This is a genomic window from Escherichia sp. MOD1-EC7003, from assembly GCF_002965065.1.
Lineage (GTDB): Bacteria > Pseudomonadota > Gammaproteobacteria > Enterobacterales > Enterobacteriaceae > Escherichia.
The window spans coordinates 18169-42654 of record NZ_PTRE01000056.1 but is presented as its reverse complement, the minus strand read 5'-3'; the positions used below and the strand labels follow the sequence as shown (position 1 = coordinate 42654).

Sequence of the window (24486 nt, the reverse complement as noted above, 5' to 3'; positions counted from 1 at the left end):
GCCTGATGTATCCGGCATGAACAAAACGTACTTTCTCATTGAGCTGTGGGGCGTGATTATCATGCCCCTTTTTCTTACGCTTCAGGGATACAAGCTACATTGCCATATTGGGGATGACGAATAATTGCCTGCGGATCAAGCGAGAGCGTCCTGTCCATTTGGATTAATCCGTTCTTCGCCATAACAAATATCTTTCTACCATCCGCTGAAAAACGAAGGTGATTAACGTAGCTGGCAGGATAAACGCCAATAATCTGCCCGGCATTAATATTGAGCAGGATGACATAACCTTGCAGGCCATATGACACCAACGCTAAATACTGACCGTCCGGGCTAATACCCTCAACGGAATAGATGTTCCTGCTACACCATTGCGTCATAATGCTGGCTTGTTGATCCCCAACTCTTATACGTGAAATCCCCTGGCTGTCGGCAAAAATAACCTCGCCATTTTCTGGTCGGAATCCCATCGCAGAAACTACGCCACGCGCATTACCGGTGGGAAAGTCTTCTTTCTGTTGCGTGATGGTATTGATGCGTACAATGTCACCTCTGACCATACCGGGTATCAACAATGTTTTTTCATCCGGTGAAAGTGCCATAACCCAGGCGCCAGGCTTATTGCTCGTCCCCGTCCCGTCGTATTTCTCCAGCGGGATATCCACCACATGCTGATAAGCCACCAGATCAATGGCTGACACACTATTACTGGTGCTATTCATCACCCAGGCTTTTGTGCCATCACGCGAGAGGATAAGGCTGTCAGGATGTGCACCGGTGGTAATCGACTGAATAATCTCCCCCGTCGCCACGTTAATGACAGTTAACGCATTCGCTTCAAATGAAGTCGCATAAAGCAACTTTTCATCCGGGCTTAACGCCAGCGATCTGACGCCCTGATCTTTACAGCCTCCACAATGTTTGGCTGATTTTTCTTTCGCTATAGGCGCTGTAAAAGTATGCAGAATTTTCTTTTGTGCGAGATCGTAAACGACAATGCTGTTTGTGTTTTCAATAGCGGCATACAACGTATTACCATCCCGACTGATCGCCATATCATGGATATCGGCAATCTCAGCGAGCAAATCACCACTGGCCTGTTCACGACTTACCGGAGCGGGTAATGTTTCTTTGAGTGCATTGCGTTCCTTCGCTAACTGCTGCTTTTTTTGCCGTCGCTCTTGTTCAATCTCCTGCGGATAAAACTCTTCACGCAGGCTTTGCCTGACCTGTAAAACTGAATCATCAATTTGCTGCTGCGCAAGCCAGATAGCCCCGGTCAGTAGAAGACTACCCGCAACAATAATCCCGCCTTCCATAACAAGCCGATTTTGCCCAGATAAACGCGCACTCAGCCAACCCAACGCGCCCCCCGCAATCAGGCCGCCAAGGTGGCAAGCGTTATCGATTCCTGTTTGCCGGGTGCCATACAGTAGCGTCAGCGCCACCATACCCAACAAAGAAAATAACACTCGCCGCTGGTTTTCATGATGTGTTCCCGCAGCTGAAGCAAGCTGGACGACTATCGTAGCACCCGCAATTCCCATAATGGCACCCGATGCCCCAACACTGATGACAATCTGCTCACTTTCGCGTAACGCATAACAGGCGCTGATTAGCCCACCAAAGACGCCGGAGAATAACCAGACAATCAGGAGTCGCCATTTTCCCAGAATTCGTTCAGCGAATCCTCCCACGACCAGGAGCGCAAACATATTCATCAGCAAATGAGAAACACTGCTGTGCAGAAAGATACTGCTCAATAAGCGCCAGGGTTCACCCGACAAAGTAAGAGGCGCAACGTTAGCGCCGAGATGGATAAGTGCAGATTGATCAACTTCTTCATAACTCATCCATTGTGCGAGATAACAAAACATCCCTATGCAAAAAACAAAAAGGATAAGGGTTATTGCGGGTAATTGAACATTTAACGACTTAGCCGAAGATGCAGACATAAGGTGTTTCTTCCTTGAAAAGACAGGTAAAAAGCATTTTTTCCGTGTGTAGTTATCATCCCGGCAAACGTCCCATCCCGAAAAGTTAACTCTGTCCGAAATATGACTTTTTCAGCTTAAAATTACAATTGTAATTAATTTACTCCTGATTATTTTTTGGCATGTAAGTTGCTTTATTTACTGTGTAAGCAATGAAATCAGCCGCGACGCAACCCGGTTGCACCACAACAATCTATCGGTAGCACCAAAAAGGTGCAGTTTAAGAATTTTGCTTCGGAATGGTGCGGTGCACCTCGCAAAAATAAACAATAAAGCAGCAATATCTTTACATTTAGTCAAACTAAATGTTACCTAGCAAACACAACACTGCACAATAAAGTTGCAGATGATAACAACACAAACACTCACAACGGGTATCCATGCGTTCTTAACGCAGAAGATAAAGGAGTTGGATATGCAATTACGTAAACCTGCCACAGCAATCCTGGCCCTAGCGCTTTCCGCAGGACTGGCACAGGCAGATGACGCCGCCCCGGCAGCGGACAGTACGCTGGACAAAATCGCTAAAAACGGCGTGATTGTCGTCGGTCACCGTGAGTCTTCAGTACCTTTCTCTTATTACGACAATCAGCAAAAAGTGGTGGGTTACTCGCAGGATTACTCCAACGCCATTGTTGAAGCAGTGAAAAAGAAACTCAACAAACCAGACTTACAGGTGAAACTGATTCCGATCACCTCACAAAACCGTATTCCGCTGCTGCAAAACGGCACTTTCGATTTTGAATGTGGTTCGACCACCAACAACGTCGAACGCCAGAAACAGGCAGCTTTCTCCGACACTATTTTTGTGGTCGGTACGCGCCTGCTGACCAAAAAAGGCGGCGATATTAAAGATTTTGCCGACCTGAAAGACAAAGCCGTCGTCGTCACTTCCGGCACCACCTCTGAAGTTTTGCTCAACAAGCTTAATGAAGAGCAAAAAATGAATATGCGCATCATCAGCGCCAAAGATCACGGTGACTCTTTCCGCACCCTGGAAAGCGGTCGTGCCGTTGCCTTTATGATGGATGACGCTCTGCTGGCCGGTGAGCGTGCGAAAGCGAAGAAACCAGACAACTGGGAAATCGTCGGCAAGCCGCAATCTCAGGAAGCCTACGGTTGCATGTTGCGTAAAGACGATCCGCAGTTCAAAAAGCTGATGGATGACACCATCGCTCAGGTGCAAACCTCCGGTGAAGCGGAAAAATGGTTTGATAAGTGGTTCAAAAATCCAATTCCACCGAAAAACCTGAACATGAATTTCGAACTGTCAGACGAAATGAAAGCTCTGTTCAAAGAACCGAATGACAAGGCACTGAACTAATTACAAGAATCAGGGGCGAAAATTCCAGCCCTCTCGATTGTTACGTAGCACGGACAGACTATACGCCTGATGGTCGTTCCCCATCGGGCCTGAAAACCGCAATACGCTGAGTAACAATCTTCGAGGGTAGCAGTTAACGCTGCTACCCTCTTTTTTCTGGAGTAGATTTATGTCTATAGACTGGAATTGGGGTATTTTTTTACAACAAGCCCCATTCGGCAACACCACCTATCTCGGCTGGATCTGGAGCGGCTTTCAGGTGACGATCGCTTTGTCGATCTGCGCCTGGATTATCGCTTTCCTCGTCGGTTCATTTTTTGGCATTTTACGTACCGTTCCAAACCGTTTTCTCTCCGGTCTGGGTACGTTATATGTCGAATTTTTCCGCAACGTGCCGTTGATTGTGCAATTCTTTACCTGGTATTTGGTTATCCCGGAACTGCTGCCAGAAAAAATCGGCATGTGGTTTAAGGCAGAGCTGGACCCCAATATTCAGTTTTTCCTTTCATCCATGCTATGCCTGGGACTGTTTACTGCCGCTCGTGTTTGCGAACAAGTACGCGCCGCGATCCAGTCATTGCCACGTGGGCAAAAAAATGCCGCGCTGGCGATGGGGTTGACGCTGCCGCAGGCCTACCGCTACGTGCTGCTGCCTAACGCGTATCGCGTTATCGTCCCGCCAATGACTTCCGAGATGATGAATCTGGTGAAAAACTCGGCCATCGCCTCGACCATCGGTCTGGTAGATATGGCAGCGCAGGCGGGTAAATTGCTCGATTACTCGGCCCACGCATGGGAGTCATTTACCGCCATCACGCTGGCGTATGTGTTGATTAACGCTTTTATCATGCTGGTGATGACGCTGGTTGAACGTAAAGTTCGCCTGCCTGGCAACATGGGAGGCAAGTAATGTACGAGTTTGACTGGAGTTCCATCGTCCCTTCCCTGCCCTATCTGCTGGATGGACTGGTGATTACCCTGAAAATCACCATCACGGCAGTCGTGATTGGTATTTTGTGGGGCACCCTGCTGGCGGTGATGCGCTTGTCCAGCTTTGCGCCTGTAGCATGGTTTGCCAAAGCCTACGTTAACGTATTCCGCTCGATTCCTTTAGTCATGGTTTTGCTATGGTTTTACCTGATTGTGCCGGGTTTTCTGCAAAACGTGTTGGGATTATCGCCGAAAACAGATATCCGTTTAATTTCGGCGATGGTGGCATTTTCGATGTTTGAAGCGGCCTACTATTCAGAGATTATCCGTGCCGGTATTCAAAGTATTTCTCGTGGTCAGTCGAGCGCCGCGCTGGCGTTGGGGATGACTCACTGGCAGTCGATGCAACTCATCATTCTGCCGCAGGCGTTCCGCGCAATGGTACCGCTACTGCTCACCCAGGGCATTGTACTGTTTCAGGATACCTCACTGGTGTATGTATTATCTCTGGCCGATTTCTTCCGTACCGCTTCAACCATTGGTGAGCGTGATGGTACACAGGTGGAAATGATCTTATTTGCCGGATTTGTTTATTTCGTAATTAGCCTTAGCGCGTCGTTGTTGGTCAGCTACTTGAAAAGAAGGACAGCACAATGATTACCCTGAAAAATGTTTCAAAATGGTATGGTCACTTTCAGGTGCTGACCAACTGCTCAACGGAAGTGAAAAAAGGCGAAGTGGTCGTGGTTTGCGGCCCGTCAGGTTCTGGTAAATCAACACTGATTAAAACCGTCAACGGCCTCGAACCGGTGCAGCAAGGTGAAATCACCGTTGATGGCATCGTGGTGAACGATAAGAAAACCGATCTGGCGAAGCTGCGTTCCCGTGTGGGAATGGTGTTCCAGCATTTCGAGTTGTTCCCGCATTTGTCGATTATCGAAAACCTGACCCTGGCGCAGGTGAAAGTGCTTAAACGCAATAAAGCGCCCGCCCGAGAAAAAGCTCTGAAATTACTGGAGCGCGTGGGACTTTCCGCTCACGCCAATAAGTTTCCGGCGCAGCTTTCTGGTGGTCAGCAGCAGCGTGTGGCGATCGCTCGCGCGTTGTGCATGGACCCTATTGCCATGCTGTTCGACGAGCCAACATCGGCGCTGGACCCGGAGATGATCAACGAAGTGCTGGACGTGATGGTGGAACTGGCGAACGAAGGGATGACCATGATGGTGGTGACCCACGAAATGGGCTTTGCCCGTAAGGTGGCGAATCGGGTGATCTTTATGGACGAGGGTAAAATTGTCGAAGACTCGCCGAAAGAGGCTTTCTTCGATGATCCGAAATCGGACCGCGCAAAAGACTTCCTCGCGAAAATCCTGCATTAATCCTTCTGGCGCGTATACCTAATTGCGCGCCATCTCACGATTTATCGTTTCCCCCCTCGTATCTGTTACATCCCGGCGTTACCCTTGTTGCAAAGAAGTACACAACAAGGAGCAACAATGGCACTGCCAATTCTGTTAGATTGCGACCCAGGTCATGATGACGCTATCGCAATAGTTCTCGCCCTCGCCTCACCAGAGCTTGATGTCAAAGCGATTACTTCTTCTGCCGGAAACCAAACACCAGAAAAAACCTTACGCAATGTTCTGCGTATGCTGACCTTGCTTAATCGTACCGATATTCCGGTAGCTGGCGGTGCGGCAAAACCGTTAATGCGTGAGTTGATTATCGCGGACAATGTGCACGGCGAAAGCGGTCTCGACGGCCCGGCATTACCGGAACCAGCATTTGCGCCGCAAAATTGCACGGCGGTGGAGCTGATGGCAAAAACGCTGCGCGAAAGTGCGGAACCTGTCACGATTGTTTCTACCGGACCGCAAACTAACGTCGCCTTGCTGCTCAATAGCCATCCGGAACTGCACAGCAAAATTGCCCGAATTGTGATTATGGGCGGTGCAATGGGGCTTGGTAACTGGACGCCAGCGGCAGAATTTAATATTTACGTTGACCCGGAAGCCGCCGAAATTGTTTTCCAGTCAGGGATCCCGGTGGTGATGGCCGGTCTGGATGTCACTCACAAAGCACAAATCCACGTTGAAGATACCGAGCGTTTCCGCGCTATTGGTAACCCGGTTTCCACCATTGTTGCTGAACTGCTGGATTTCTTCCTCGAATATCACAAAGACGAAAAATGGGGCTTTGTTGGCGCACCGCTGCATGACCCATGCACCATCGCCTGGCTGTTGAAACCGGAGTTGTTTACCACTGTTGAACGCTGGGTTGGCGTGGAAACACAGGGGAAATATACTCAGGGTATGACAGTGGTTGATTATTATTATCTGACGGGCAATAAGCCGAATGCCACCGTAATGGTCGATGTTGATCGTCAGGGTTTTGTTGATTTACTGGCTGAACGTCTGAAATTTTACGCTTAATACTCCTTATTGATTAAGATCACCACGTTTTGCCAGTGTGGTCTTAATCTGGCTACCTCCTTTTCTTTCAAGATATAAATGCAATGGATAATGCAGAACTCGCCATTGGTATCGATCTCGGTACTACCAATAGTTTAATTGCCGTCTGGAAAGACGGTGCCGCGCAATTAATTCCAAATAAGTTCGGTGAATATTTAACACCATCCATAATTAGCATGGATGAAAATAATCATATTCTGGTCGGGAAACCGACTGTATCACGGCGCACTTCACATCCGGATAAAACGGCAGCGTTATTTAAACGTGCAATGGGGAGTAATACCAACTGGCGTTTAGGCAGCGACACATTTAATGCACCGGAATTGTCCTCTTTGGTCTTACGTTCATTAAAAGAAGATGCCGAAGAATTTCTGCAACATCCGATTAAAGATGTGGTGATCTCCGTCCCGGCTTATTTCAGTGATGAACAACGCAAGCATACCCGTTTAGCAGCAGAGCTGGCAGGGTTAAATGCAGTGCGCCTGATTAATGAGCCCACAGCGGCTGCGATGGCGTATGGCCTACATACTCAGCAAAACACCCGCTCGCTGGTGTTTGATCTCGGTGGCGGTACATTTGACGTTACGGTGCTTGAGTACGCCACGCCGGTGATTGAAGTTCACGCCTCAGCAGGTGATAACTTCCTCGGTGGCGAAGATTTTACCCATATGCTGGTCGATGACGTTTTAAAGCGCGCGGATGTCGCCAAAACTACCCTTAACGAGAGTGAACTGGCTGCCCTGTACGCCTGTGTGGAAGCGGCAAAATGCAGCAATCAATCACCAATGCACATTCGCTGGCAGTATCAGGATGAAACGCGGGAGTGCGAATTTTACGAGAACGAACTGGAAGATTTGTGGTTACCGTTACTCAATCGCCTGCGTGTGCCGATTGAACAGGCGTTGCGCGATGCGCGTCTGAAGCCGAGTCAAATCGACAGTCTGGTACTGGTCGGCGGCGCGTCGCAAATGCCGCTGGTGCAGCGAATCGCGGTCCGTCTGTTTGGCAAATTACCGTATCAAAGTTACGACCCGAGTACTATTGTCGCGCTGGGCGCAGCAATCCAGGCAGCCTGCCGCTTACGCAGTGAAGATATTGAAGAAGTGATCCTCACTGATATTTGCCCTTACTCGTTGGGCGTTGAAGTTAACCGCCAGGGCATTTCCGGCATTTTCTCGCCGATTATTGAACGAAACACCACTGTACCGGTGTCGCGTGTAGAAACTTACTCGACCATGCACCCGGAACAGGATTCAATTACGGTTAACGTCTATCAGGGAGAAAACCACAAAGTTAAAAATAACATTCTGGTTGAATCCTTTGATGTGCCGCTGAAAAAAAACGGAGCATGTCAGTCGATTGATATCCGCTTTAGTTATGATATCAACGGGTTGCTTGAAGTTGACGTGCTTCTGGAAGACGGCAGCGTTAAGTCCAGAGTCATTAACCACAGTCCGGTAACGTTAAGTACCCAGCAAATTGAAGAGAGTCGGACGCGTTTATCTGCATTGAAGATTTACCCGCGGGATATGCTCATTAACCGAACCTTTAAAGCCAAACTGGAAGAGTTATGGGCGCGAGCACTGGGCGACGAGCGTGAAAAAATAGGCCAGGTGATTACCGATTTTGATGCGGCGTTACAGTCAAACGACATGGCCCGCGTCGATGAAGTTCGGCGGCGGGCGAGCGATTATTTGGCCATTGAGATCCCATAAACACGGCTGCCGGATGCGGCGTAAACGCCTTATCCGGCCTACACGTAGGTCGGATAAGATGCGTTAGCATCGCATCCAACATTGAAGAATAAGATGCGTTAGCATCGCATCCGACATTGAAGGATAAGATGCGCCAGCATCGCATCCGGCATCCGGCATCCGGCATCCGGCATCCGGCATCCGCACCTAACTGAATAACATAGCAATTTTACCAAGCACATAACCTATCACCAGCACTGTTAAGCTGGTTTTGATAATACCGGCAATGTTCTGTGTTTTTTCACTCTCATCACTCTTTTCTTCGTGTTCTTCAGATGTTGGTTCACCGACATGTTCATCCACCGGCTCGAGCTTCACTTTCGTCAGCAGCATGTGAGTAATAATTGCTTCTAACGGATGTGCTTCTCCACGTTCCAGTCGCGCATTCAGGCGGGCAAGCATCTCTTGTTTCGGAAACGCTTCCAGTACGACCTGTTCCGCTACCCGATACAGATCCAGTAACGGTGAATCTTCCTCTGTCTCGTTACCAACTCTCGATTTCCACCACGCCCATGCTTTGCGTTTGAAGAATAAAGACTCGATAAACGATTGACCTAACGGCGATAATTTACCGCTATGCAATATTTCTGCCCACAATAGCCGCGTCCGGGCGCTCTCACCAGGAACATATTTCAGCGGTTGACCTTGCGCATCAATCATGCTTCGCGCTTCGATAACCATCACTAACAGCGCGAAATAATCCGGGCAATGTTGCGCGCTCCACTGCAGTAATAAATTATCAGCTTGTGTAGATGGGTAACTTTCCCAGTACGCACAGAGCTCGGCAAGCAGACTTTCCCCCTCGCCGCAGTACAACCGTTGTGCACACAAGTAATATCGGGCATCTCCGCTTTCTGGTTCTTCCGTTTGCCACTGTTGGGCTACAGGAACGAGTTCCGCTATACCTGTTTGCACCGAGCTATACCAGCGCAACAGTTTGCGATGCAACTTCGCATCATCAGGAATTAACCACGGCCCCTCCATCGCCAAAAACGCAGTGACATAGTCGGGATGGTAACGGCAGCAGCGTTCCAGCGCGAAGTAATACTCAACAGTCTGGTTCTGCAACGCGACGGGATATTCCAGAAGGCTGAGAAAATCGAAACAATCCCCAGCCTGAATGGCCTCCAGAAATGCCTCCCGTTCTTCCTCATCCATTCCTTCGCTGTCATTAAACGAATGCCAGTTCAAACGCTCTGCCAGCAAAGAAACGCAATTTAATGAAAGATATCGCGCTTTTATGGCGATCGCGCACAGCGGCCAGCGTAAGTGCTCAACATCCTCCATATTGTAGGTGTTCAACTGCTGAATAAATTTATGCCAGGCAGAAGGTTGAAAACGCTCACTTTCCGAAGCCAGTAAGGTTCTGAACGCTTTCAGTGCCTCGTGCTCTTCTGCCAAATCTTTCTCGTCATCAGCATCTTTTCCGTCTGGATTGACCGCCAGCCGCAGCGCCTCTTCATAGGCCTGGCGTAACGCTTTAAACCCTTGCGGATCGGTTTCTGGATGGTACAACGGTAAACGAGCAAGATAAGCCTGACGGATAATATCAACTTGTGTTGTGCTTTCGATTTCGAGGATTTGCCAACATGTTTTCATAGGTCGCTCACATCCTTAAGCGTTGCCGGACATTCAGGCTGGGCAGTTAATGCCCGCCAGGGAAGCGTGGCATAGAAACGATCGGTTCCCGCAGCCAACTCTTCGAACATCCGATTCCCGGCGCTATCGTATTTGTACAGGGTCAGCGCCTCGCGTAGTGAAGCGCTGTCTTCACACTGAGAGGATTGCCAGTAGAGACGACCTAACGAATAGGCAGAAAAATAGTGCATCCAATTGTGATAGTAATGGTGTGCTCGTACATAGACGCGTGATTGCAGCCATAAACTCTCTTCTTCCGTCAGCCAATTGTTGAGCACTCCGACCCGTGACAGAAACCCCATTCGAACATAATCCCAGGCTTTGATTCCCCCTTCCCCACAGCACATAGCGGTTTGCGCAACAAATTGGGTATAAATCAGCCCTCTATCAGAGCCACCAGCAATTAATGCTTTCCACTCTTCAGGTGAAGAGCGATGCCATGCCAGATATAAGCCACCTAAATCATTTGCGTGACCATCATCAGTCATTTGGTAAATAGTCTGAATTAAATCATCACGATTATTTATTCCCCAGGATGATGACAGATCAAAATCTTCTATCCCGGTATACATTTTTGGTGAGTCGTGGGAAGGCTTGCATCCTTTATTAAGGATTTCCATTGGCGCAGAAAGCGCGAATAGAAGGTATTGCTCTTCCTTATCCATTTATTAACAATCCTTTAAGTACATTAGCTGACTACTTTTTTATTAATGATGAGTATAAACTTGACGCTTTCAAAATAAAAAGAAAATCGAAGCATTGATAAATGAACAAAAAAATATATTTTATATTCACGATATTTATAGTTGCAGCTATCACATGTATAAGCCAACCTAAGAAAACGACCTTGCGCGATAAAGCTATGGCGAATTATGTCTTTGATTATTTAAGCTCACCGAGCAGCCTTCCGTTTAGCACGGCAGCAACGGAGTTTTCCGCGATTCATGGCCACTCAACATCACAATATCGCCTTGGCGAGTTTTATCTTCATGGTAGCGCCGGTAAACCACTGGATTATACTCAGGCGAGATACTGGTATGAGCAATCAGCGGAACAGGAAAATCCACGTGCGCAGAGTAAACTGGGGTGGATCTACCTCAAAGGCCTGGGTGTTAAAACGGATACCAGGCGAGCAATCCAGTGGTATAAGCAGGCTGCAGAACAAGGGTATGTTCATGCACAATACACATTGGGTTTGATCTACAGAAACGGCACGGGAATTAACGCTAATTATTATGAAGCTCGCAAATGGTTAAAATTGGCCGCAGAACAACATTACAAAAATGCGGAAAGATTACTTGCCGAGCTCCCCACACATTAACGCCGACTGTCACCCGAACAGATGGAGTATTTTCCCTATCAAACCGGCAAAAATAAAAATGTAGAAAATAATTTTGATGACGCCCAGACAGCCCACTCCCCCATCGTCAACGGGCATTGGCTGCGGTTGCAGCTCCGGTTCGACGGTTTGCTTCTCGGTAAAATTCGCCGACTGTATTAATAATCGACGAATAATTAATGCTTCCAGTGGACAACAATCTTCTGCATCAAGACGGGTCACGATCGGCATTAATGATTGTTCCGTAGGTTGGCTGGCCTGCACTAATTGTTTTGCAACTAAATATAATGGCCATAAGGGATGCTGTGTATCACGCGTGAGTGCGATTCGCGGCTTACGCCCTTTGTGCAAAACCATCTCAACCAGAGAGCGCCCCAGCGCAGAGAGTTTTTCATGATTGAGAATCTCGTATAATTGAAAACGTGTACGTGCACTATCGCCAGGGACATATAACAGAGGTCTCCCCTGATCGTTAACCAGTTCGCGCGATTCAATCATCATCACGACTAATGGGTAATAATCCACCCGATGCTGACGACACCATTGCAACATTAATGCATCCGCTTGGGTAGAAGGATACTCGCGCCAAAAATCGCAAAGTTCAGCCAGCAGGCTTTCACCCTCCCCACAATAGACGCGTTGTGCATATTCATAATAACGTGCATCTTCATTATCAGGTTCTGCTTGCCGCCATAACCGGGCGTAATCCAGGAGTTCGGGTATTCCCTGACGGCCTGAACTATACCAGCGCAGTAAATTTCTGTGCAGTTTTTCATCATCAGGGATAATCATTGCGCGATGTTGCGCTAAATACCGTGTCAGCCATTCTGGATGCGACGACCAAACCCGAGCGAACATTTGGTAAAAATCAATGGTTTCATTTTGCACGGCAACGGGCAGAGACAGGATGGTCTGGAAGTTAAAAACATTCCCCTTCGCAATGGCATATAAAAAGGATTCCAGTTCTTCTTCGTCTATTTTCCCGGTGTTTTCTTCCTGCAGCCACCGCAATCTTTCTGCTAATAACATCACGCACTCGAAGGATAAATGGGCAGTGTTCATAGCTATCGCGCACAACGACCAGCGTAATTCATCAATCTCTTCCATCGAGCAATAGTTTAATTGCTGAATGAATCGCTGCCAGGCAGAGGGCAGAAAACGTTCGCTATCAGAGGCAAGTAACGCACGAAAGGCCAGCTGAACGCCATGCTCTGCTACCTCATGTTCTTCTGGTTGATTAACATATTTAGCAGGCGACTGCGCGCGTCGTAGCGCCTCCTCATACGCCTGACGAAGCTGTTTAAAACCCTGCGGATCGGTTTCTGGATGAAAAGACGGTAACAACGCCAGATAAGCGTGGCGGATAATATCAACATCAGTTGTTTCAGGTATATCAAGGAGTTGCCAACAGGTTTTCATAAGTCGCTCATATCCTTAAGCGTTTCCGGGCATGTTGGGTAGCAAGCTAATGGTTGCCAGGACAAGGTAGGGTAATACGCAGCATCACTGGCAAATAATTGATAAAACATATCATTGCCCGAATCGTCGTATTCTTTACGCGCTAAGAATTCGCGTAATAACGACAGATTATCGTCCTCGGGAGACTGCCAATATTGCCGACCAAAGGTATAACCGGCAAAGTATTGCCGCCAGTGACTATAATAACGTAGAGCCCGTAGATGAATACGCGACTGGATCCATAGACTTTCTTCTTCACTCAACCAGTTATTAAGTACGCCCATCCGGCTTAAAAAACCCATCCGGACATAATCCCAGGCTTTGATCCCCCCTTCACCACAGCATTCGGCGGTGCTGGCGACAAATTGCGCATAAGCCTGACCTTGCTCATTTAATTCAGCAAGATAGTCACGCCATTCACATGGCGAATAACGAAACCAGCGGTGATAAAACCCAGCCAACCGCGCGGCATGACCGTTATCGATCATTCGATGAATTGTCTGCAACAGGTCATCACGGTCATCAATTCCCCATGAGGAGGAAAGGTCAAAAAAGCGTGTACCTAAATACATTTTAGGTGATGAATGTGAAGGTAAACAGCATTCATTGCGTATTTCCATCGGAGTGGAAAGCGCAAACAATATTTTTTGTGACTCCATGTCCATATAATTCATCCTTAAATATTCACTAAGTGAATACTAACCGCATTACGAGTTTCATTTATTTATACTTTTCTGACGAGACATAATATGCATAAAATAAAGCTTACGCAAAAATGGAATACATAAAAATATAATATATTTTATCTGCAACCATAAGGAATGATAATGATTTTTACGTCAAGTTGCTGCGATAATTTTTCAATAGAAGAGGCTATTGAACGTGCTGAAAAAGGTGATAGTGAAGCACAATATATTGTTGGATTTTATTACAATCGCGATAGCGCAATTGACTCTCCGGACGACGAAAAGGCCTTTTACTGGCTGAAGCTTGCCGCCGGGCAAGGTCATTGCGAAGCACAATATTCCTTAGGGCGAAAATACTCCGAGGATAAAAGCCGTCATAAGGATAATGAGCAAGCCATCTTTTGGCTGAAAAAAGCTGCCGTACAAGGTCATACTGCTGCATCGAACTCGTTGGGCTGGATACTGGATCGTGGAGAAGACCCCAACTATAAAGAAGCAGTTGCCTGGTATCAGATAGCTGCGGAGAGCGGAATGTCTTATGCGCAAAATAATCTTGGGTGGATGTACAGAAATGGCAACGGAGTCGCACAAGATTATGCGCTGGCATTTTTCTGGTACAAACAAGCTGCATTGCAAGGCCATAGTTACGCGCAAGACAATCTGGCCGATCTTTATGAAGACGGGAAAGGCGTTACTCAAAACAAGACTCTCGCCGCATTCTGGTATTTGAAAAGCGCACAGCAGGGTAATCGGCACGCTCAATTTCAAATTGCGTGGGATTATAACGCTGGCGAAGGGGTGGACCAGGACTATAAGCAAGCGATGTACTGGTATCTGAAGGCTGCCGCCCAGGAAAGCGTCAGTGCTTACGTAAACATCGGTTATATGTATAAACACGGACAAGGCGTTGAGAAAAATTATCAGGCCGCCTTTGAATGGTTTATGAAAGCCGCAGAATGCAATGACGCCACTGCCTGGTATAACCTGGCCATTATGTATCACTATGGAGAAGGAAGACCTGTCGATCTCCGACAGGCTCTCGACCTGTATCGTAAAGTTCAGTCATCCGGTATAAGAGATGTCAGTCAAGAAATCCGTGAGATTGAAGATTTACTGGATAACGAATAAGCCCATCAATTTGGCAGCGAGTTGTCAACACGACTTCTTGTAACAACTCGTTCCTGTAAACACATAAACTAATTCAAAACCCACAATTTTTTATTAATGACTTTGGTAAGAAGATCGTCTTTTTCTGTATCCCAATACGCCGTTGTGACTTTAACCTGACCGGGATGCTGCGGATCACGTTGTAATAAATCTGAGGCGGTTGCGGTTTCCTGAATATTGAGATTTTTTGTAAACCCCGGCATTACCTGAATCCACTGATTTTGTTGAATGTCAAAAACATAAACGATGCGATAAGCACTGCTCCACCACTCAGGAGAGACAATAACACGATCACGGCCACTATCATCCAGCCCGGAAATCGTCTCAACATTACCAATAAGGCATTGCGTAATTTTTATTGGAGTAATATCGGGATTACTACTCCACAAAGAACAATCACAATCGCTATATGGCAAGCATGCTCCCCCAGTGCGAGGATCGGCCTCACTCATCCAGACATAGCTTTTATTTTTACCATCAAATTTACCCCGTACGACGCTGGTATTTTTTTCTTTACTCTGATTCGCAAGTGTAATGCCGTCTGTTTCGCTCACAATACGCCAACCCTGCACGCCTTTCGTGACCTGTATTTCCTGCGGGTAATTTTGCTCATGTTGGAAGGTCAGACCAGCACGTTTAACAAAACTCACCAGCACAATGTCTTTATCGTCGTCAGAACGCTGGATATTTAATGTACTGACAATAGATTGGCGAAAATCGGTGTTTTTTGCCAGAAAGGCATGTTCATTATTTATAACCTGCTGGGCAGAAAACTTTTGTCCATACCATTCAACTTCAGGAGCATATAATGACTGTGGAGATACATCCTCATGTTTATTCAGGAGGTTGTTCCAGCTATCCACCAGCGCAGTGATAGCCTGCTCATCAGCGGCAGCGGGCCTGATGGTTTCAACATCTTCCTCAGCAAGCACTCCAGCACTGAAACAGCAACTGAGACACAAAACGAAAAAAAAGCAAGGGTAAAAACGCTTCATATCATTCCCCGGTGAGATTATTTTGGTATCACTACCGTTAACAGCGCAATAATCACTGCAATAAGTGAAAGTAAAAAGACAGCTTTGGCGGTTGCCATTGATTCCTTATATTCCGGATTCAGCGATTCATAACGCTGTGGTAACGCTTCATAGCGAGTTAATTCCCTGATCTGAAGCGCCATCGCTTCCACAATCATTGTCGACAAGGGGTCCTGCTCAATTTCGGTTATATCTCTCGTCAACCATTTATTATCAGGATAATGACCACGAATTAGCCTCTCTGCGTCCAAATAAAGCGGCCATAAAGGTTGTGTTTTCATTTGGTTGCCGAATGTTTTCTTGATTGCCTGCAAGGATGCTCCCGACAATATTTGCTTCACCAGATATTGTGCTGGCAAGGCAAGTCCGCTCATCCACTTTAATGCCCACTGGCAGAGTATTTTCGTTTTCTTATATCGTCCAGGAGCGATATTTTCACGAGGGTAGCAATAAACATCAAGCGCCAGAATCATCAAAGGTACATACAAAGGAGAATGACGATAAAACCACCACAGCAGTAGTTTTTTACAGCCGTCTGTGCGATACCACTGCCAGAGCGTGAGCAAAAAATGGTAACCCGCATTTCCAGGCCATTGTTGCATCATCTCATCGACTGCCAGAAAAACGCCCTCGTTATAATGGCTATAATAAAAAAATATTCTCTGTATTAATTTATCATCCGCAAGAACAGGCAACACCCGAGGCATTAAAAGAACTTCTTCGGCACTGGCAGGAGAAACAACTACCGCTTCGGATAATGCAGTATATTCACAAATTACATAATTCTGTACCGATAATGGCATAGCAGACAACTGACTATAGTCGAAGAGGTCCCCCTCATCTATCCGTTCAAACAATGCCTCCACCGTTTCCCATAGTTCTGGGGATTGCTTAGCAATCCCCTCCCAACCCCAGTCCAAACGCTGATACAACAGATTAAGACAGGAAAGCGACAGCATATCCAGTTCTTCCTGCGCCTTCCAAAACAGCGACCAACGAATATCGTTAATCACATCAGGGGGATATTTATTAAGTTCCGCAATAAACTGCTGCTAGGCCTCTGGTTGATAACGGTGTTGTGGTGAATGCAACAACGTGTCGAACAGCGACTCAATTTCCTCCACATGTCGCGGTTGAGAAAATCTTTGTCTGTGGTGTCGGCCCCCCTGTTTTTGACTCAACAACAAGGCTGCCTCATAAGCATTACGCAAACGTTTAAAACCGTCCGGATCGTTTTCTGGATGAAATTGCGGAAGTAATGATAAATAAGCTTTACGAATATTATCGGAGTCGCAGTTCTCTTCAACGCCTAAAATCTGCCAACACGTTGCCATGAATATCTCTTTCGTCCCTGAGCGCTATTATCGCTATTTGCCAGTGCGGCCGCATTTTACCCCTTTCACCGCACTGGTACGAGTGAATTAACGACTACGGCTCGAACGGGCGTCTCTGGAACTGGTCATGACCACATTTCGGGCATAGCGTCAGCACTTCCGGTGTGTAGATTGGGAGATGGAAGTGACATTTCTCGCAGACCAGATTCCCCAGCCCCACCACTTCTCCGCTGTGATAAACCCCGTGATGATTGAGATCCTGGAACACCTCGCGCCATTCGAGCTGCGTTTTATCGGTGATATCTGCCAGTTCCTGCCAGAGGCTTTCTTTAATCACCCGCATAAAAACGCTGTCAGATTCTTCCTTTAGACTCTCTTCATAGCTCATAGCGAACTCTTCCAGATCGCGTCTGACGGCACGCGTCAGTTCATCGACCTCTGTTCGCGTTAACTCCCCTGTTTTTATTACGTGCTCGCGCGCCTGCTCTACCAGTGCGTCGATATCACGCTCGCCATTGCGCAACCGCTCGCTTAATGACGCCACCAGTTCACGGTAATATTGAGCAACCTTGTTCATCATTTCATCTCCCGGGTCGTTAACTGACTATAATAATAGACGTTCGTTGTTCCTTGCTTTGCTAATACGCCCACAAACTCTGTAAATTAATGTATGAATTAATCCGGGTATCATTTCAACGTCGAATGCGCGAAAGGCTGTTTTGACGCGGACGTTTGGGCTATGCTATGCGGATCTGAAAAACCACCTCAACGCTACATTTGTAGCCGTATTGAAAACAGGACCACTGGCTGCCATGCAAGAGCAATACCGCCCGGAAGAGATAGAATCCAAAGTACAGCTTCACTGGGATGAGAAGCGCACATTTGAAGTAACCGAAGACGAGAGCAAAGAGAAGTATTACTGCCTGTCGATGCTTCCCTATCCTTCTGGTCGACTACACATGGGCCACGTGCGCAACTACACCATCGGTGACGTGATCGCCCGCTACCAGCGTATGCTGGGCAAAAACGTCCTGCAGCCGATCGGCTGGGACGCGTTTGGTCTGCCTGCGGAAGGCGCAGCAGTGAAAAACAACACTGCACCAGCACCGTGGACGTATGACAACATCGCGTACATGAAAAACCAGCTCAAAATGCTGGGCTTTGGTTATGACTGGAGCCGCGAGCTGGCAACCTGTACGCCGGAATACTACCGTTGGGAACAGAAATTCTTCACCGAGCTGTATAAAAAAGGCCTGGTATATAAGAAGACTTCTGCGGTCAACTGGTGCCCTAACGACCAGACCGTACTGGCGAACGAGCAGGTTATCGACGGCTGCTGCTGGCGCTGCGATACCAAAGTTGAACGTAAAGAGATCCCGCAGTGGTTTATCAAAATCACCGCTTACGCTGACGAGCTGCTTACCGATCTGGATAAACTGGACAACTGGCCAGACACCGTTAAAACCATGCAGCGTAACTGGATCGGTCGTTCCGAAGGCGTAGAAATCACCTTCAACGTTAACAACTATGACAACACACTGACCGTTTACACGACCCGCCCGGACACCTTTATGGGTTGTACCTACCTGGCGGTAGCAGCAGGTCATCCGCTGGCGCAGAAAGCGGCAGAAAATAATCCTGAACTGGCCGCGTTTATTGACGAATGCCGTAATACCAAAGTTGCCGAAGCTGAAATGGCGACGATGGAGAAAAAAGGCATCGATACTGGCTTTAAAGCCGTTCACCCATTAACGGGCGAAGAAATTCCAGTTTGGGCAGCAAACTTCGTATTGATGGAGTACGGCACTGGCGCAGTTATGGCAGTTCCGGGTCACGACCAGCGCGACTACGAGTTTGCCTCTAAATACGGCCTGAACATTAAGCCAGTTATCCTGGCGTCTGACGGCTCTGAACCCGACCTTTCTCAGCAAGCCCTGACCGAAAAAGGTGTGCTGTTCAACTCCGGCGAGTTCAACGGCCTTGACCATGAAGCGGCCTTCAACGCTATCGCCGATAAACTGACTGCGATGGGCGTTGGCGAGCGTAAAGTGAACTACCGCCTGCGCGACTGGGGTGTTTCCCGTCAACGTTACTGGGGCGCGCCGATTCCGATGGTGACGCTGGAAGACGGTACCGTAATGCCGACCCCAGACGACCAGCTGCCGGTGATCCTGCCGGAAGATGTGGTGATGGATGGCATAACCAGCCCGATTAAAGCAGATCCTGAGTGGGCGAAAACCACCGTTAACGGTATGCCAGCGCTGCGTGAAACCGACACTTTCGACACCTTTATGGAGTCCTCCTGGTACTATGCGCGCTACACTTGCCCAGAGTACAAAGAAGGTATGCTGGATTCCGAAGCGGCTAACTACTGGCTGCCGGTGGATATCTACATTGGTGGTATCGAACACGCCATCATGCACCTGCTCTACTTCCGCTTCTTCCACAAACTGATGCGTGATGCAGGCATGGTGAACTCTAACGAACCCGCGAAACAGCTGCTATGTCAGGGAATGGTGTTGGCAGATGCCTTCTACTATGTTGGTGAAAACGGCGAACGTAACTGGGTTTCCCCGGTTGATGCTATCGTTGAGCGCGACGAGAAAGGCCGTATCGTGAAAGCGAAAGACGCGGCAGGCCATGAACTGGTTTATACCGGCATGAGCAAAATGTCCAAGTCGAAGAACAACGGTATCGACCCGCAGGTGATGGTTGAACGTTACGGCGCGGATACCGTTCGTCTGTTCATGATGTTTGCTTCTCCGGCAGATATGACTCTCGAATGGCAGGAGTCCGGCGTGGAAGGGGCTAACCGCTTCCTGAAACGTGTCTGGAAACTGGTTTACGAGCATACTGCAAAAGGTGATGTTGCTGCACTGAACGTCGATGCGTTGACTGAAGATCAGAAAGCGCTGCGTCGTGATGTTCATAAAACGATCGCTAAAGTGACCGATGATATCGGCCGTCGTCAGACCTTCAACACCGCAATTGCGGCGATTATGGAGCTGATGAACAAACTGGCAAAAGCACCGACCAATGGCGAGCAGGATCGCGCCCTGATGCAGGAAGCGCTGCTGGCCGTTGTCCGTATGCTTAACCCGTTCACCCCGCACATCTGCTTCACGCTGTGGCAGGAGCTGAAAGGCGAAGGCGATATCGACAACGCACCGTGGCCGGTTGCTGACGAAAAAGCGATGGTGGAAGACTCCACGCTGGTAGTGGTACAGGTTAACGGTAAAGTCCGTGGCAAGATCACCGTTCCGGTGGACGCAACGGAAGAACAGGTTCGCGAACGTGCAGGCCAGGAACATCTGGTAGCAAAATATCTTGATGGCGTTACCGTGCGTAAAGTGATTTACGTACCGGGTAAACTCCTCAATCTGGTCGTTGGCTAAGCGCGGGAGGAAGCGTGCGATATCTGGCAACATTGTTGTTATCTCTGGCGGTGTTAATCACCGCCGGGTGTGGCTGGCATCTGCGTGACACCACGCAGGTTCCTTCCACTATGAAGGTCATGATCCTGGACTCTGGTGATCCGAACGGGCCGTTAAGTCGTGCGGTGCGTAATCAGTTACGTCTGAGCGGTATCGAGTTGCTTGATAAAGAAACCACGCGTAAGGACGTTCCATCTCTGCGTTTGGGTAAAGTGAGCATCGCTAAAGATACCGTATCGGTATTCCGTAACGGTCAAACAGCAGAGTATCAGATGATCATGACGGTTAATGCGACCGTGTTGATCCCTGGCCGTGACATCTATCCGATTAGCGCCAAAGTCTTCCGTTCGTTCTTCGATAACCCGCAAATGGCGTTAGCGAAAGATAACGAACAAGACATGATCGTAAAAGAGATGTACGACCGTGCTGCCGAACAGCTGATTCGTAAGTTGCCAAGCATCCGTGCTGCGGATATTCGTTCCGACGAAGAACAGTCGTCGACCACAACGGACACCCCTGCAACACCTGCACGCGTCTCCACCACGCTGGGTAACTGATGATTCGGTTGTACCCAGAACAACTCCGCGCGCAGCTCAATGAAGGGCTGCGCGCGGCGTATCTTTTACTTGGTAACGATCCTTTGTTATTGCAGGAAAGCCAGGACGCGATTCGTCAGGTCGCTGCGGAACAAGGTTTCGAAGAACACCACACTTTTACCATTGATCCCAATACAGACTGGAATGCGATTTTTTCGTTATGCCAGGCCATGAGCCTGTTCGCCAGTCGACAAACGCTATTGCTGCTGTTACCAGAAAACGGACCGAATGCGGCGATCAATGAACAATTTCTCACACTCACCGGACTTCTGCATGACGATCTGCTGTTGATCGTCCGCGGCAATAAATTAAGCAAAGCGCAAGAAAATGCGGCCTGGTTTACTGCTCTTGCGAATCGAAGCGTACAGGTGACCTGTCAGACGCCGGAGCAGGCTCAGCTTCCTCGCTGGGTTGCTGCGCGTGCCAAACAGCTCAACTTAGAACTGGATGACGCCGCAAATCAGGTGCTCTGCTACTGTTATGAAGGTAACCTGCTGGCGCTGGCCCAGGCACTGGAGCGTTTATCACTGCTCTGGCCGGACGGCAAACTGACATTACCGCGCGTTGAACAGGCGGTGAATGATGCCGCGCATTTCACCCCTTTTCATTGGGTTGATGCTTTGTTGATGGGAAAAAGTAAGCGCGCGTTGCATATTCTTCAGCAACTGCGTCTGGAAGGCAGCGAGCCGGTTATTTTGTTGCGCACATTACAACGTGAACTATTGTTACTGGTTAACCTGAAACGCCAGTCTGCCCATACGCCACTGCGTGCGTTGTTTGATAAGCATCGCGTTTGGCAGAACCGCCGGAGCATGATGGGCGAGGCGTTAAATCGCTTAAGCCAGCCGCAGTTACGTCAGGCCGTGCAGCTCCTGACACGAACGGAACTCACCCTCAAGCAAGATTACGGTCAATCAGTGTGGGCAGAGCTGGAAGGGTTATCTCTTCTGTTGTGCCATAAACCCCTGGCAGACGTATTTATCGACGGTTGATATGAAATCTTTACAGGCTCTGTTTGGCGGCACCTTTGATCCGGTGCACTATGGTCATCTTAAACCCGTGGAAACGCTGGCGAATTTGATTGGTCTGACGCGGGTCACAATCATCCCTAATAATGTTCCTCCGCATCGTCCCCAGCCGGAAGCGAACAGCATGCAGCGTAAACACATGCTTGAACTGGCGATTGCCGACAAGCCACTGTTTACCCTTGATGAACGCGAGCTAAAGCGCAATGCTCCCTCTTACACTGCGCAAACACTGAAGGTGTGGCGGCAGGAACAAGGCCCCGATGTGCCGCTGGCGTTTATTATTGGTCAAGATTCACTGCTAACCTTTCCGACCTGGTACGAATACGAAACGATACTCGACAATGCACATTTGATCGTCTGTCGGCGTCCAGGTTACCTACTTGAAATGGCGCAACCGCAATACCAGCAATGGCTGGAAGATCATTTGACACATAGCCCGGAAGATCTTCACCTTCAGCCTGCCGGTAAAATTTATCTGGCTGAAACGCCGTGGTTTAATATCTCAGCGACGATCATCCGCGAACGTTTGCAAAACGGTGAATCGTGTGAGGATTTATTACCGGAATCGGTACTGGCTTACATAAACCAACAAGGCTTGTATCGCTGATACCTGTCGTTACGGAGAGCATGATGCGACTGTGGTTAATTCGTCATGGTGAAACGCAAGCAAATGTCGATGGCCTGTACAGCGGTCATGCCCCTACCCCTCTGACCGCACGCGGTATTGAGCAAGCGCAAAATCTGCATACGCTGCTACATGATGTTTCCTTTGACCTGGTGTTATGCAGTCAACTGGAACGGGCACAGCATACCGCGCGACTGGTTCTCAGTGACCGCCAGCTCCCCGTGCAAATCATCCCTGAACTCAACGAAATGTTTTTTGGCGACTGGGAGATGCGACATCATCGCGACCTCATACAAGAAGATGCCGAAAACTATAGCGCGTGGTGCAATGACTGGCAGCATGCTATCCCCCCAAACGGTGAAGGATTTCAGGCATTTTCTCAGCGAGTGGAACGATTTATCGCAAGGCTTAATGAGTATCAGCACTCTCAGAATATTTTAGTCGTCAGCCATCAGGGCGTACTGAGTCTGTTAATCGCCCGCTTAATTGGTATGCCTGCCGAGGCTATGTGGCATTTTCGCGTCGACCAGGGGTGCTGGAGTGCTATTGATATCAACCAAAAATTCGCTACGCTACGCGTCCTCAATAGCCGTGCCATCGGGGGCGAGAATGCATGACTTTTCTGTTTTTTTACGGGTAAGTCGCAACGACCATTGACAGCCCCAGGCAGGCTGATATTCTCCGCAGCCAGACTTTTTCCACCAGACACGACTTTGTAGAAATTGTTTTACAAAAATGGCGATGCAATCTGCGGCGCGGGGTGGGATGATAGCCCACTTTCGAAAGCCGATTCGGCGACAATTGTCCCGAAATCGCCTCTGGTTCAGGTATACTGGCAGACCATTTTTATCTTTTTGATTCACCCAGGGGGAAAACTTGCAGGGTAAAGCACTCCAGGATTTTGTTATCGACAAAATTGATGACCTCAAAGGTCAGGACATCATCGCCTTAGACGTTCAGGGTAAATCCAGCATCACCGACTGCATGATCATCTGTACGGGTACGTCCAGCCGTCATGTTATGTCCATTGCTGACCACGTTGTGCAGGAGTCTCGCGCAGCAGGCCTGTTACCGCTCGGCGTAGAAGGTGAAAACAGCGCCGACTGGGTTGTCGTAGATTTGGGCGATGTGATTGTCCATGTCATGCAGGAAGAGAGCCGTCGCCTGTATGAGCTGGAAAAACTCTGGAGTTAATGCGTGAAGCTGCAACTTGTCGCCGTGGGAACGAAAATGCCGGACTGGGTACAAACCGGTTTTACCGAGTACCTGCGTCGTTTTCCGAAAGATATGCCCCTCGAGCTGATTGAAATTCCGGCCGGAAAACGCGGCAAGAATGCGGATATCAAGCGCATACTCGACAAAGAGGGTGAGCAGATGCTGGCTGCCGCAGGCAAAAATCGCATTGTCACCCTCGATATTCCAGGCAAGCCCTGGGATACGCCGCAGTTAGCCGCTGAGCTGGAACGCTGGAAGCTGGATGGTCGCGACGTCAGTCTGCTGATTGGCGGACCTGAAGGGTTGTCGCCTGCCTGTAAAGCAGCGGCAGAACAAAGCTGGTCGCTGTCGGCGCTTACCCTTCCACATCCGCTGGTTCGCGTGCTGGTCGCAGAGAGTCTGTACCGAGCGTGGAGCATCACCACCAACCATCCTTATCACCGTGAGTGATAAGGGAGC

The 24486-nt window shown here is 48.6% G+C and carries 24 protein-coding genes; 15 read left to right on the top strand and 9 right to left on the bottom strand.

Going from position 1 to position 24486, the window contains the following annotated elements:
• Positions 1-74: 74 nt before the first annotated feature.
• The gene (locus A7090_RS10625; RefSeq protein WP_105274004.1) at positions 75-1955 is read right to left on the bottom strand and encodes a rhomboid family intramembrane serine protease; all 1881 of its coding nucleotides are present in this window, start codon (positions 1953-1955) and stop codon (positions 75-77) included.
• Positions 1956-2409: 454 nt separating this feature from the next.
• Here A7090_RS10625 and gltI point away from each other — a divergent pair, with 454 nt between their 5' ends.
• The 6 genes from gltI (at position 2410) to hscC (ending at position 8434) form a co-directional block, all read left to right on the top strand.
• The gene (gene gltI, locus A7090_RS10620) at positions 2410-3318 is read left to right on the top strand and encodes a glutamate/aspartate ABC transporter substrate-binding protein GltI (protein ID WP_105274003.1); all 909 of its coding nucleotides are present in this window, start codon (positions 2410-2412) and stop codon (positions 3316-3318) included.
• Between the two features lie 169 nt (positions 3319-3487).
• A complete protein-coding gene (gene gltJ / locus A7090_RS10615) occupies positions 3488-4228 on the top strand; it encodes a glutamate/aspartate ABC transporter permease GltJ (protein ID WP_105274002.1) in 741 nt (246 codons plus the stop codon).
• Complete coding sequence (gene gltK, locus A7090_RS10610) at positions 4228-4905, top strand: glutamate/aspartate ABC transporter permease GltK (protein WP_105274001.1); 678 nt, start codon at positions 4228-4230, stop codon at positions 4903-4905. The genes gltJ and gltK overlap by 1 nt, the downstream gene beginning before the upstream one ends.
• Complete coding sequence (gltL, locus tag A7090_RS10605) at positions 4902-5627, top strand: glutamate/aspartate ABC transporter ATP-binding protein GltL (protein ID WP_105274000.1); 726 nt, start codon at positions 4902-4904, stop codon at positions 5625-5627. The genes gltK and gltL overlap by 4 nt, the downstream gene beginning before the upstream one ends.
• 117 nt (positions 5628-5744) lie before the next feature.
• Positions 5745-6680: a pyrimidine-specific ribonucleoside hydrolase RihA gene (gene rihA, locus A7090_RS10600; protein WP_105273999.1), complete on the top strand. Its 936-nt coding sequence runs from the start codon at positions 5745-5747 to the stop codon at positions 6678-6680.
• 83 nt (positions 6681-6763) lie between these two features.
• Positions 6764-8434, top strand: coding sequence for a molecular chaperone HscC (gene hscC / locus A7090_RS10595; RefSeq protein ID WP_105273998.1), 1671 nt, complete (start codon positions 6764-6766; stop codon positions 8432-8434).
• A 186-nt stretch (positions 8435-8620) separates the two neighbouring features.
• Here the strand turns inward: hscC and A7090_RS10590 are convergent, their stop codons facing one another.
• Positions 8621-10072, bottom strand: coding sequence for a J domain-containing protein (locus tag A7090_RS10590; RefSeq protein WP_105273997.1), 1452 nt, complete (start codon positions 10070-10072; stop codon positions 8621-8623).
• On the bottom strand, positions 10069-10776 hold the full coding sequence (locus A7090_RS10585) for a DUF1266 domain-containing protein (RefSeq protein WP_105273996.1): 708 nt from the start codon (positions 10774-10776) through the stop codon (positions 10069-10071). Before A7090_RS10585 ends, A7090_RS10590 begins: the two co-directional genes overlap by 4 nt.
• A 101-nt stretch (positions 10777-10877) precedes the next feature.
• On the opposite strand from A7090_RS10585, the gene A7090_RS10580 reads away from it, so the two are divergent.
• Positions 10878-11432, top strand: a complete 555-nt coding sequence (locus tag A7090_RS10580; RefSeq protein ID WP_105273995.1) for a tetratricopeptide repeat protein — start codon at positions 10878-10880, stop codon at positions 11430-11432.
• A 9-nt stretch (positions 11433-11441) separates the two neighbouring features.
• On the opposite strand, the gene A7090_RS10575 is transcribed toward A7090_RS10580, so the two are convergent.
• Together A7090_RS10575 and A7090_RS10570 are read right to left on the bottom strand one after the other, a co-directional pair.
• The gene (locus A7090_RS10575) at positions 11442-12869 is read right to left on the bottom strand and encodes a J domain-containing protein (protein WP_105273994.1); all 1428 of its coding nucleotides are present in this window, start codon (positions 12867-12869) and stop codon (positions 11442-11444) included.
• Positions 12866-13573: a DUF1266 domain-containing protein gene (locus tag A7090_RS10570; RefSeq protein ID WP_105273993.1), complete on the bottom strand. Its 708-nt coding sequence runs from the start codon at positions 13571-13573 to the stop codon at positions 12866-12868. Before A7090_RS10570 ends, A7090_RS10575 begins: the two co-directional genes overlap by 4 nt.
• Before the next feature lie 162 nt (positions 13574-13735).
• On the opposite strand from A7090_RS10570, the gene ybeQ reads away from it, so the two are divergent.
• Positions 13736-14722 (top strand): Sel1 family TPR-like repeat protein YbeQ, encoded by a 987-nt coding sequence (gene ybeQ, locus A7090_RS10565; protein WP_105273992.1) that lies wholly within the window; start codon positions 13736-13738, stop codon positions 14720-14722.
• A gap of 68 nt (positions 14723-14790) precedes the next feature.
• Here ybeQ and A7090_RS10560 read toward each other — a convergent pair whose 3' ends face one another.
• The 4 genes from A7090_RS10560 to A7090_RS10545 form a co-directional block, all read right to left on the bottom strand.
• On the bottom strand, positions 14791-15756 hold the full coding sequence (locus A7090_RS10560) for a hypothetical protein (protein ID WP_240246314.1): 966 nt from the start codon (positions 15754-15756) through the stop codon (positions 14791-14793).
• Positions 15757-15773: 17 nt separating this feature from the next.
• Positions 15774-16754 carry a hypothetical protein gene (locus tag A7090_RS10555; RefSeq protein WP_105273991.1) on the bottom strand — a complete coding sequence of 327 codons (981 nt, stop codon included), beginning with the start codon at positions 16752-16754 and terminating at the stop codon, positions 15774-15776.
• Positions 16755-16847: 93 nt separating this feature from the next.
• Entirely contained in the window at positions 16848-17129 is a 282-nt protein-coding gene (locus A7090_RS10550; protein ID WP_105273990.1) for a J domain-containing protein, read from the bottom strand.
• Positions 17130-17223: 94 nt separating this feature from the next.
• Entirely contained in the window at positions 17224-17706 is a 483-nt protein-coding gene (locus A7090_RS10545) for a zinc ribbon-containing protein (RefSeq protein ID WP_105274011.1), read from the bottom strand.
• Positions 17707-17941: 235 nt separating this feature from the next.
• Here A7090_RS10545 and leuS point away from each other — a divergent pair, with 235 nt between their 5' ends.
• The 7 genes from leuS to rlmH all read left to right on the top strand — a co-directional run bounded on the left by leuS (position 17942) and on the right by rlmH (position 24477).
• A complete protein-coding gene (leuS, locus tag A7090_RS10540) occupies positions 17942-20524 on the top strand; it encodes a leucine--tRNA ligase (RefSeq protein ID WP_105273989.1) in 2583 nt (860 codons plus the stop codon).
• A gap of 14 nt (positions 20525-20538) precedes the next feature.
• Complete coding sequence (gene lptE / locus A7090_RS10535; RefSeq protein WP_105273988.1) at positions 20539-21120, top strand: LPS assembly lipoprotein LptE; 582 nt, start codon at positions 20539-20541, stop codon at positions 21118-21120.
• Positions 21120-22151 (top strand): DNA polymerase III subunit delta, encoded by a 1032-nt coding sequence (gene holA, locus A7090_RS10530; RefSeq protein ID WP_105273987.1) that lies wholly within the window; start codon positions 21120-21122, stop codon positions 22149-22151. The genes lptE and holA overlap by 1 nt, the downstream gene beginning before the upstream one ends.
• Before the next feature lies 1 nt (position 22152).
• Positions 22153-22794, top strand: a complete 642-nt coding sequence (nadD, locus tag A7090_RS10525; protein ID WP_105273986.1) for a nicotinate-nucleotide adenylyltransferase — start codon at positions 22153-22155, stop codon at positions 22792-22794.
• A 23-nt stretch (positions 22795-22817) separates the two neighbouring features.
• On the top strand, positions 22818-23429 hold the full coding sequence (locus A7090_RS10520) for an adenosylcobalamin/alpha-ribazole phosphatase (protein WP_105273985.1): 612 nt from the start codon (positions 22818-22820) through the stop codon (positions 23427-23429).
• Between the two features lie 259 nt (positions 23430-23688).
• Positions 23689-24006, top strand: coding sequence for a ribosome silencing factor (gene rsfS, locus A7090_RS10515; RefSeq protein ID WP_105273984.1), 318 nt, complete (start codon positions 23689-23691; stop codon positions 24004-24006).
• Between the two features lie 3 nt (positions 24007-24009).
• The gene (rlmH, locus tag A7090_RS10510; protein ID WP_001544339.1) at positions 24010-24477 is read left to right on the top strand and encodes a 23S rRNA (pseudouridine(1915)-N(3))-methyltransferase RlmH; all 468 of its coding nucleotides are present in this window, start codon (positions 24010-24012) and stop codon (positions 24475-24477) included.
• Positions 24478-24486: the final 9 nt, after the last annotated feature.

What these genes read in the sequence shown, in the direction of transcription:
- A7090_RS10625 (WP_105274004.1), bottom strand. Translation starts at nt 1,955, where the DNA reads ATGTCTGCATCTTCGGCTAAGTCGTTAAATGTTCAATTACCCGCAATA.
- gltI (WP_105274003.1), top strand. Translation starts at nt 2,410, where the DNA reads ATGCAATTACGTAAACCTGCCACAGCAATCCTGGCCCTAGCGCTTTCC.
- gltJ (WP_105274002.1), top strand. Translation starts at nt 3,488, where the DNA reads ATGTCTATAGACTGGAATTGGGGTATTTTTTTACAACAAGCCCCATTC.
- gltK (WP_105274001.1), top strand. Translation starts at nt 4,228, where the DNA reads ATGTACGAGTTTGACTGGAGTTCCATCGTCCCTTCCCTGCCCTATCTG.
- gltL (WP_105274000.1), top strand. Translation starts at nt 4,902, where the DNA reads ATGATTACCCTGAAAAATGTTTCAAAATGGTATGGTCACTTTCAGGTG.
- rihA (WP_105273999.1), top strand. Translation starts at nt 5,745, where the DNA reads ATGGCACTGCCAATTCTGTTAGATTGCGACCCAGGTCATGATGACGCT.
- hscC (WP_105273998.1), top strand. Translation starts at nt 6,764, where the DNA reads ATGGATAATGCAGAACTCGCCATTGGTATCGATCTCGGTACTACCAAT.
- A7090_RS10590 (WP_105273997.1), bottom strand. Translation starts at nt 10,072, where the DNA reads ATGAAAACATGTTGGCAAATCCTCGAAATCGAAAGCACAACACAAGTT.
- A7090_RS10585 (WP_105273996.1), bottom strand. Translation starts at nt 10,776, where the DNA reads ATGGATAAGGAAGAGCAATACCTTCTATTCGCGCTTTCTGCGCCAATG.
- A7090_RS10580 (WP_105273995.1), top strand. Translation starts at nt 10,878, where the DNA reads ATGAACAAAAAAATATATTTTATATTCACGATATTTATAGTTGCAGCT.
- A7090_RS10575 (WP_105273994.1), bottom strand. Translation starts at nt 12,869, where the DNA reads ATGAAAACCTGTTGGCAACTCCTTGATATACCTGAAACAACTGATGTT.
- A7090_RS10570 (WP_105273993.1), bottom strand. Translation starts at nt 13,573, where the DNA reads ATGGACATGGAGTCACAAAAAATATTGTTTGCGCTTTCCACTCCGATG.
- ybeQ (WP_105273992.1), top strand. Translation starts at nt 13,736, where the DNA reads ATGATTTTTACGTCAAGTTGCTGCGATAATTTTTCAATAGAAGAGGCT.
- A7090_RS10560 (WP_240246314.1), bottom strand. Translation starts at nt 15,756, where the DNA reads ATGAAGCGTTTTTACCCTTGCTTTTTTTTCGTTTTGTGTCTCAGTTGC.
- A7090_RS10555 (WP_105273991.1), bottom strand. Translation starts at nt 16,754, where the DNA reads ATGCTGTCGCTTTCCTGTCTTAATCTGTTGTATCAGCGTTTGGACTGG.
- A7090_RS10550 (WP_105273990.1), bottom strand. Translation starts at nt 17,129, where the DNA reads ATGGCAACGTGTTGGCAGATTTTAGGCGTTGAAGAGAACTGCGACTCC.
- A7090_RS10545 (WP_105274011.1), bottom strand. Translation starts at nt 17,706, where the DNA reads ATGAACAAGGTTGCTCAATATTACCGTGAACTGGTGGCGTCATTAAGC.
- leuS (WP_105273989.1), top strand. Translation starts at nt 17,942, where the DNA reads ATGCAAGAGCAATACCGCCCGGAAGAGATAGAATCCAAAGTACAGCTT.
- holA (WP_105273987.1), top strand. Translation starts at nt 21,120, where the DNA reads ATGATTCGGTTGTACCCAGAACAACTCCGCGCGCAGCTCAATGAAGGG.
- nadD (WP_105273986.1), top strand. Translation starts at nt 22,153, where the DNA reads ATGAAATCTTTACAGGCTCTGTTTGGCGGCACCTTTGATCCGGTGCAC.
- A7090_RS10520 (WP_105273985.1), top strand. Translation starts at nt 22,818, where the DNA reads ATGCGACTGTGGTTAATTCGTCATGGTGAAACGCAAGCAAATGTCGAT.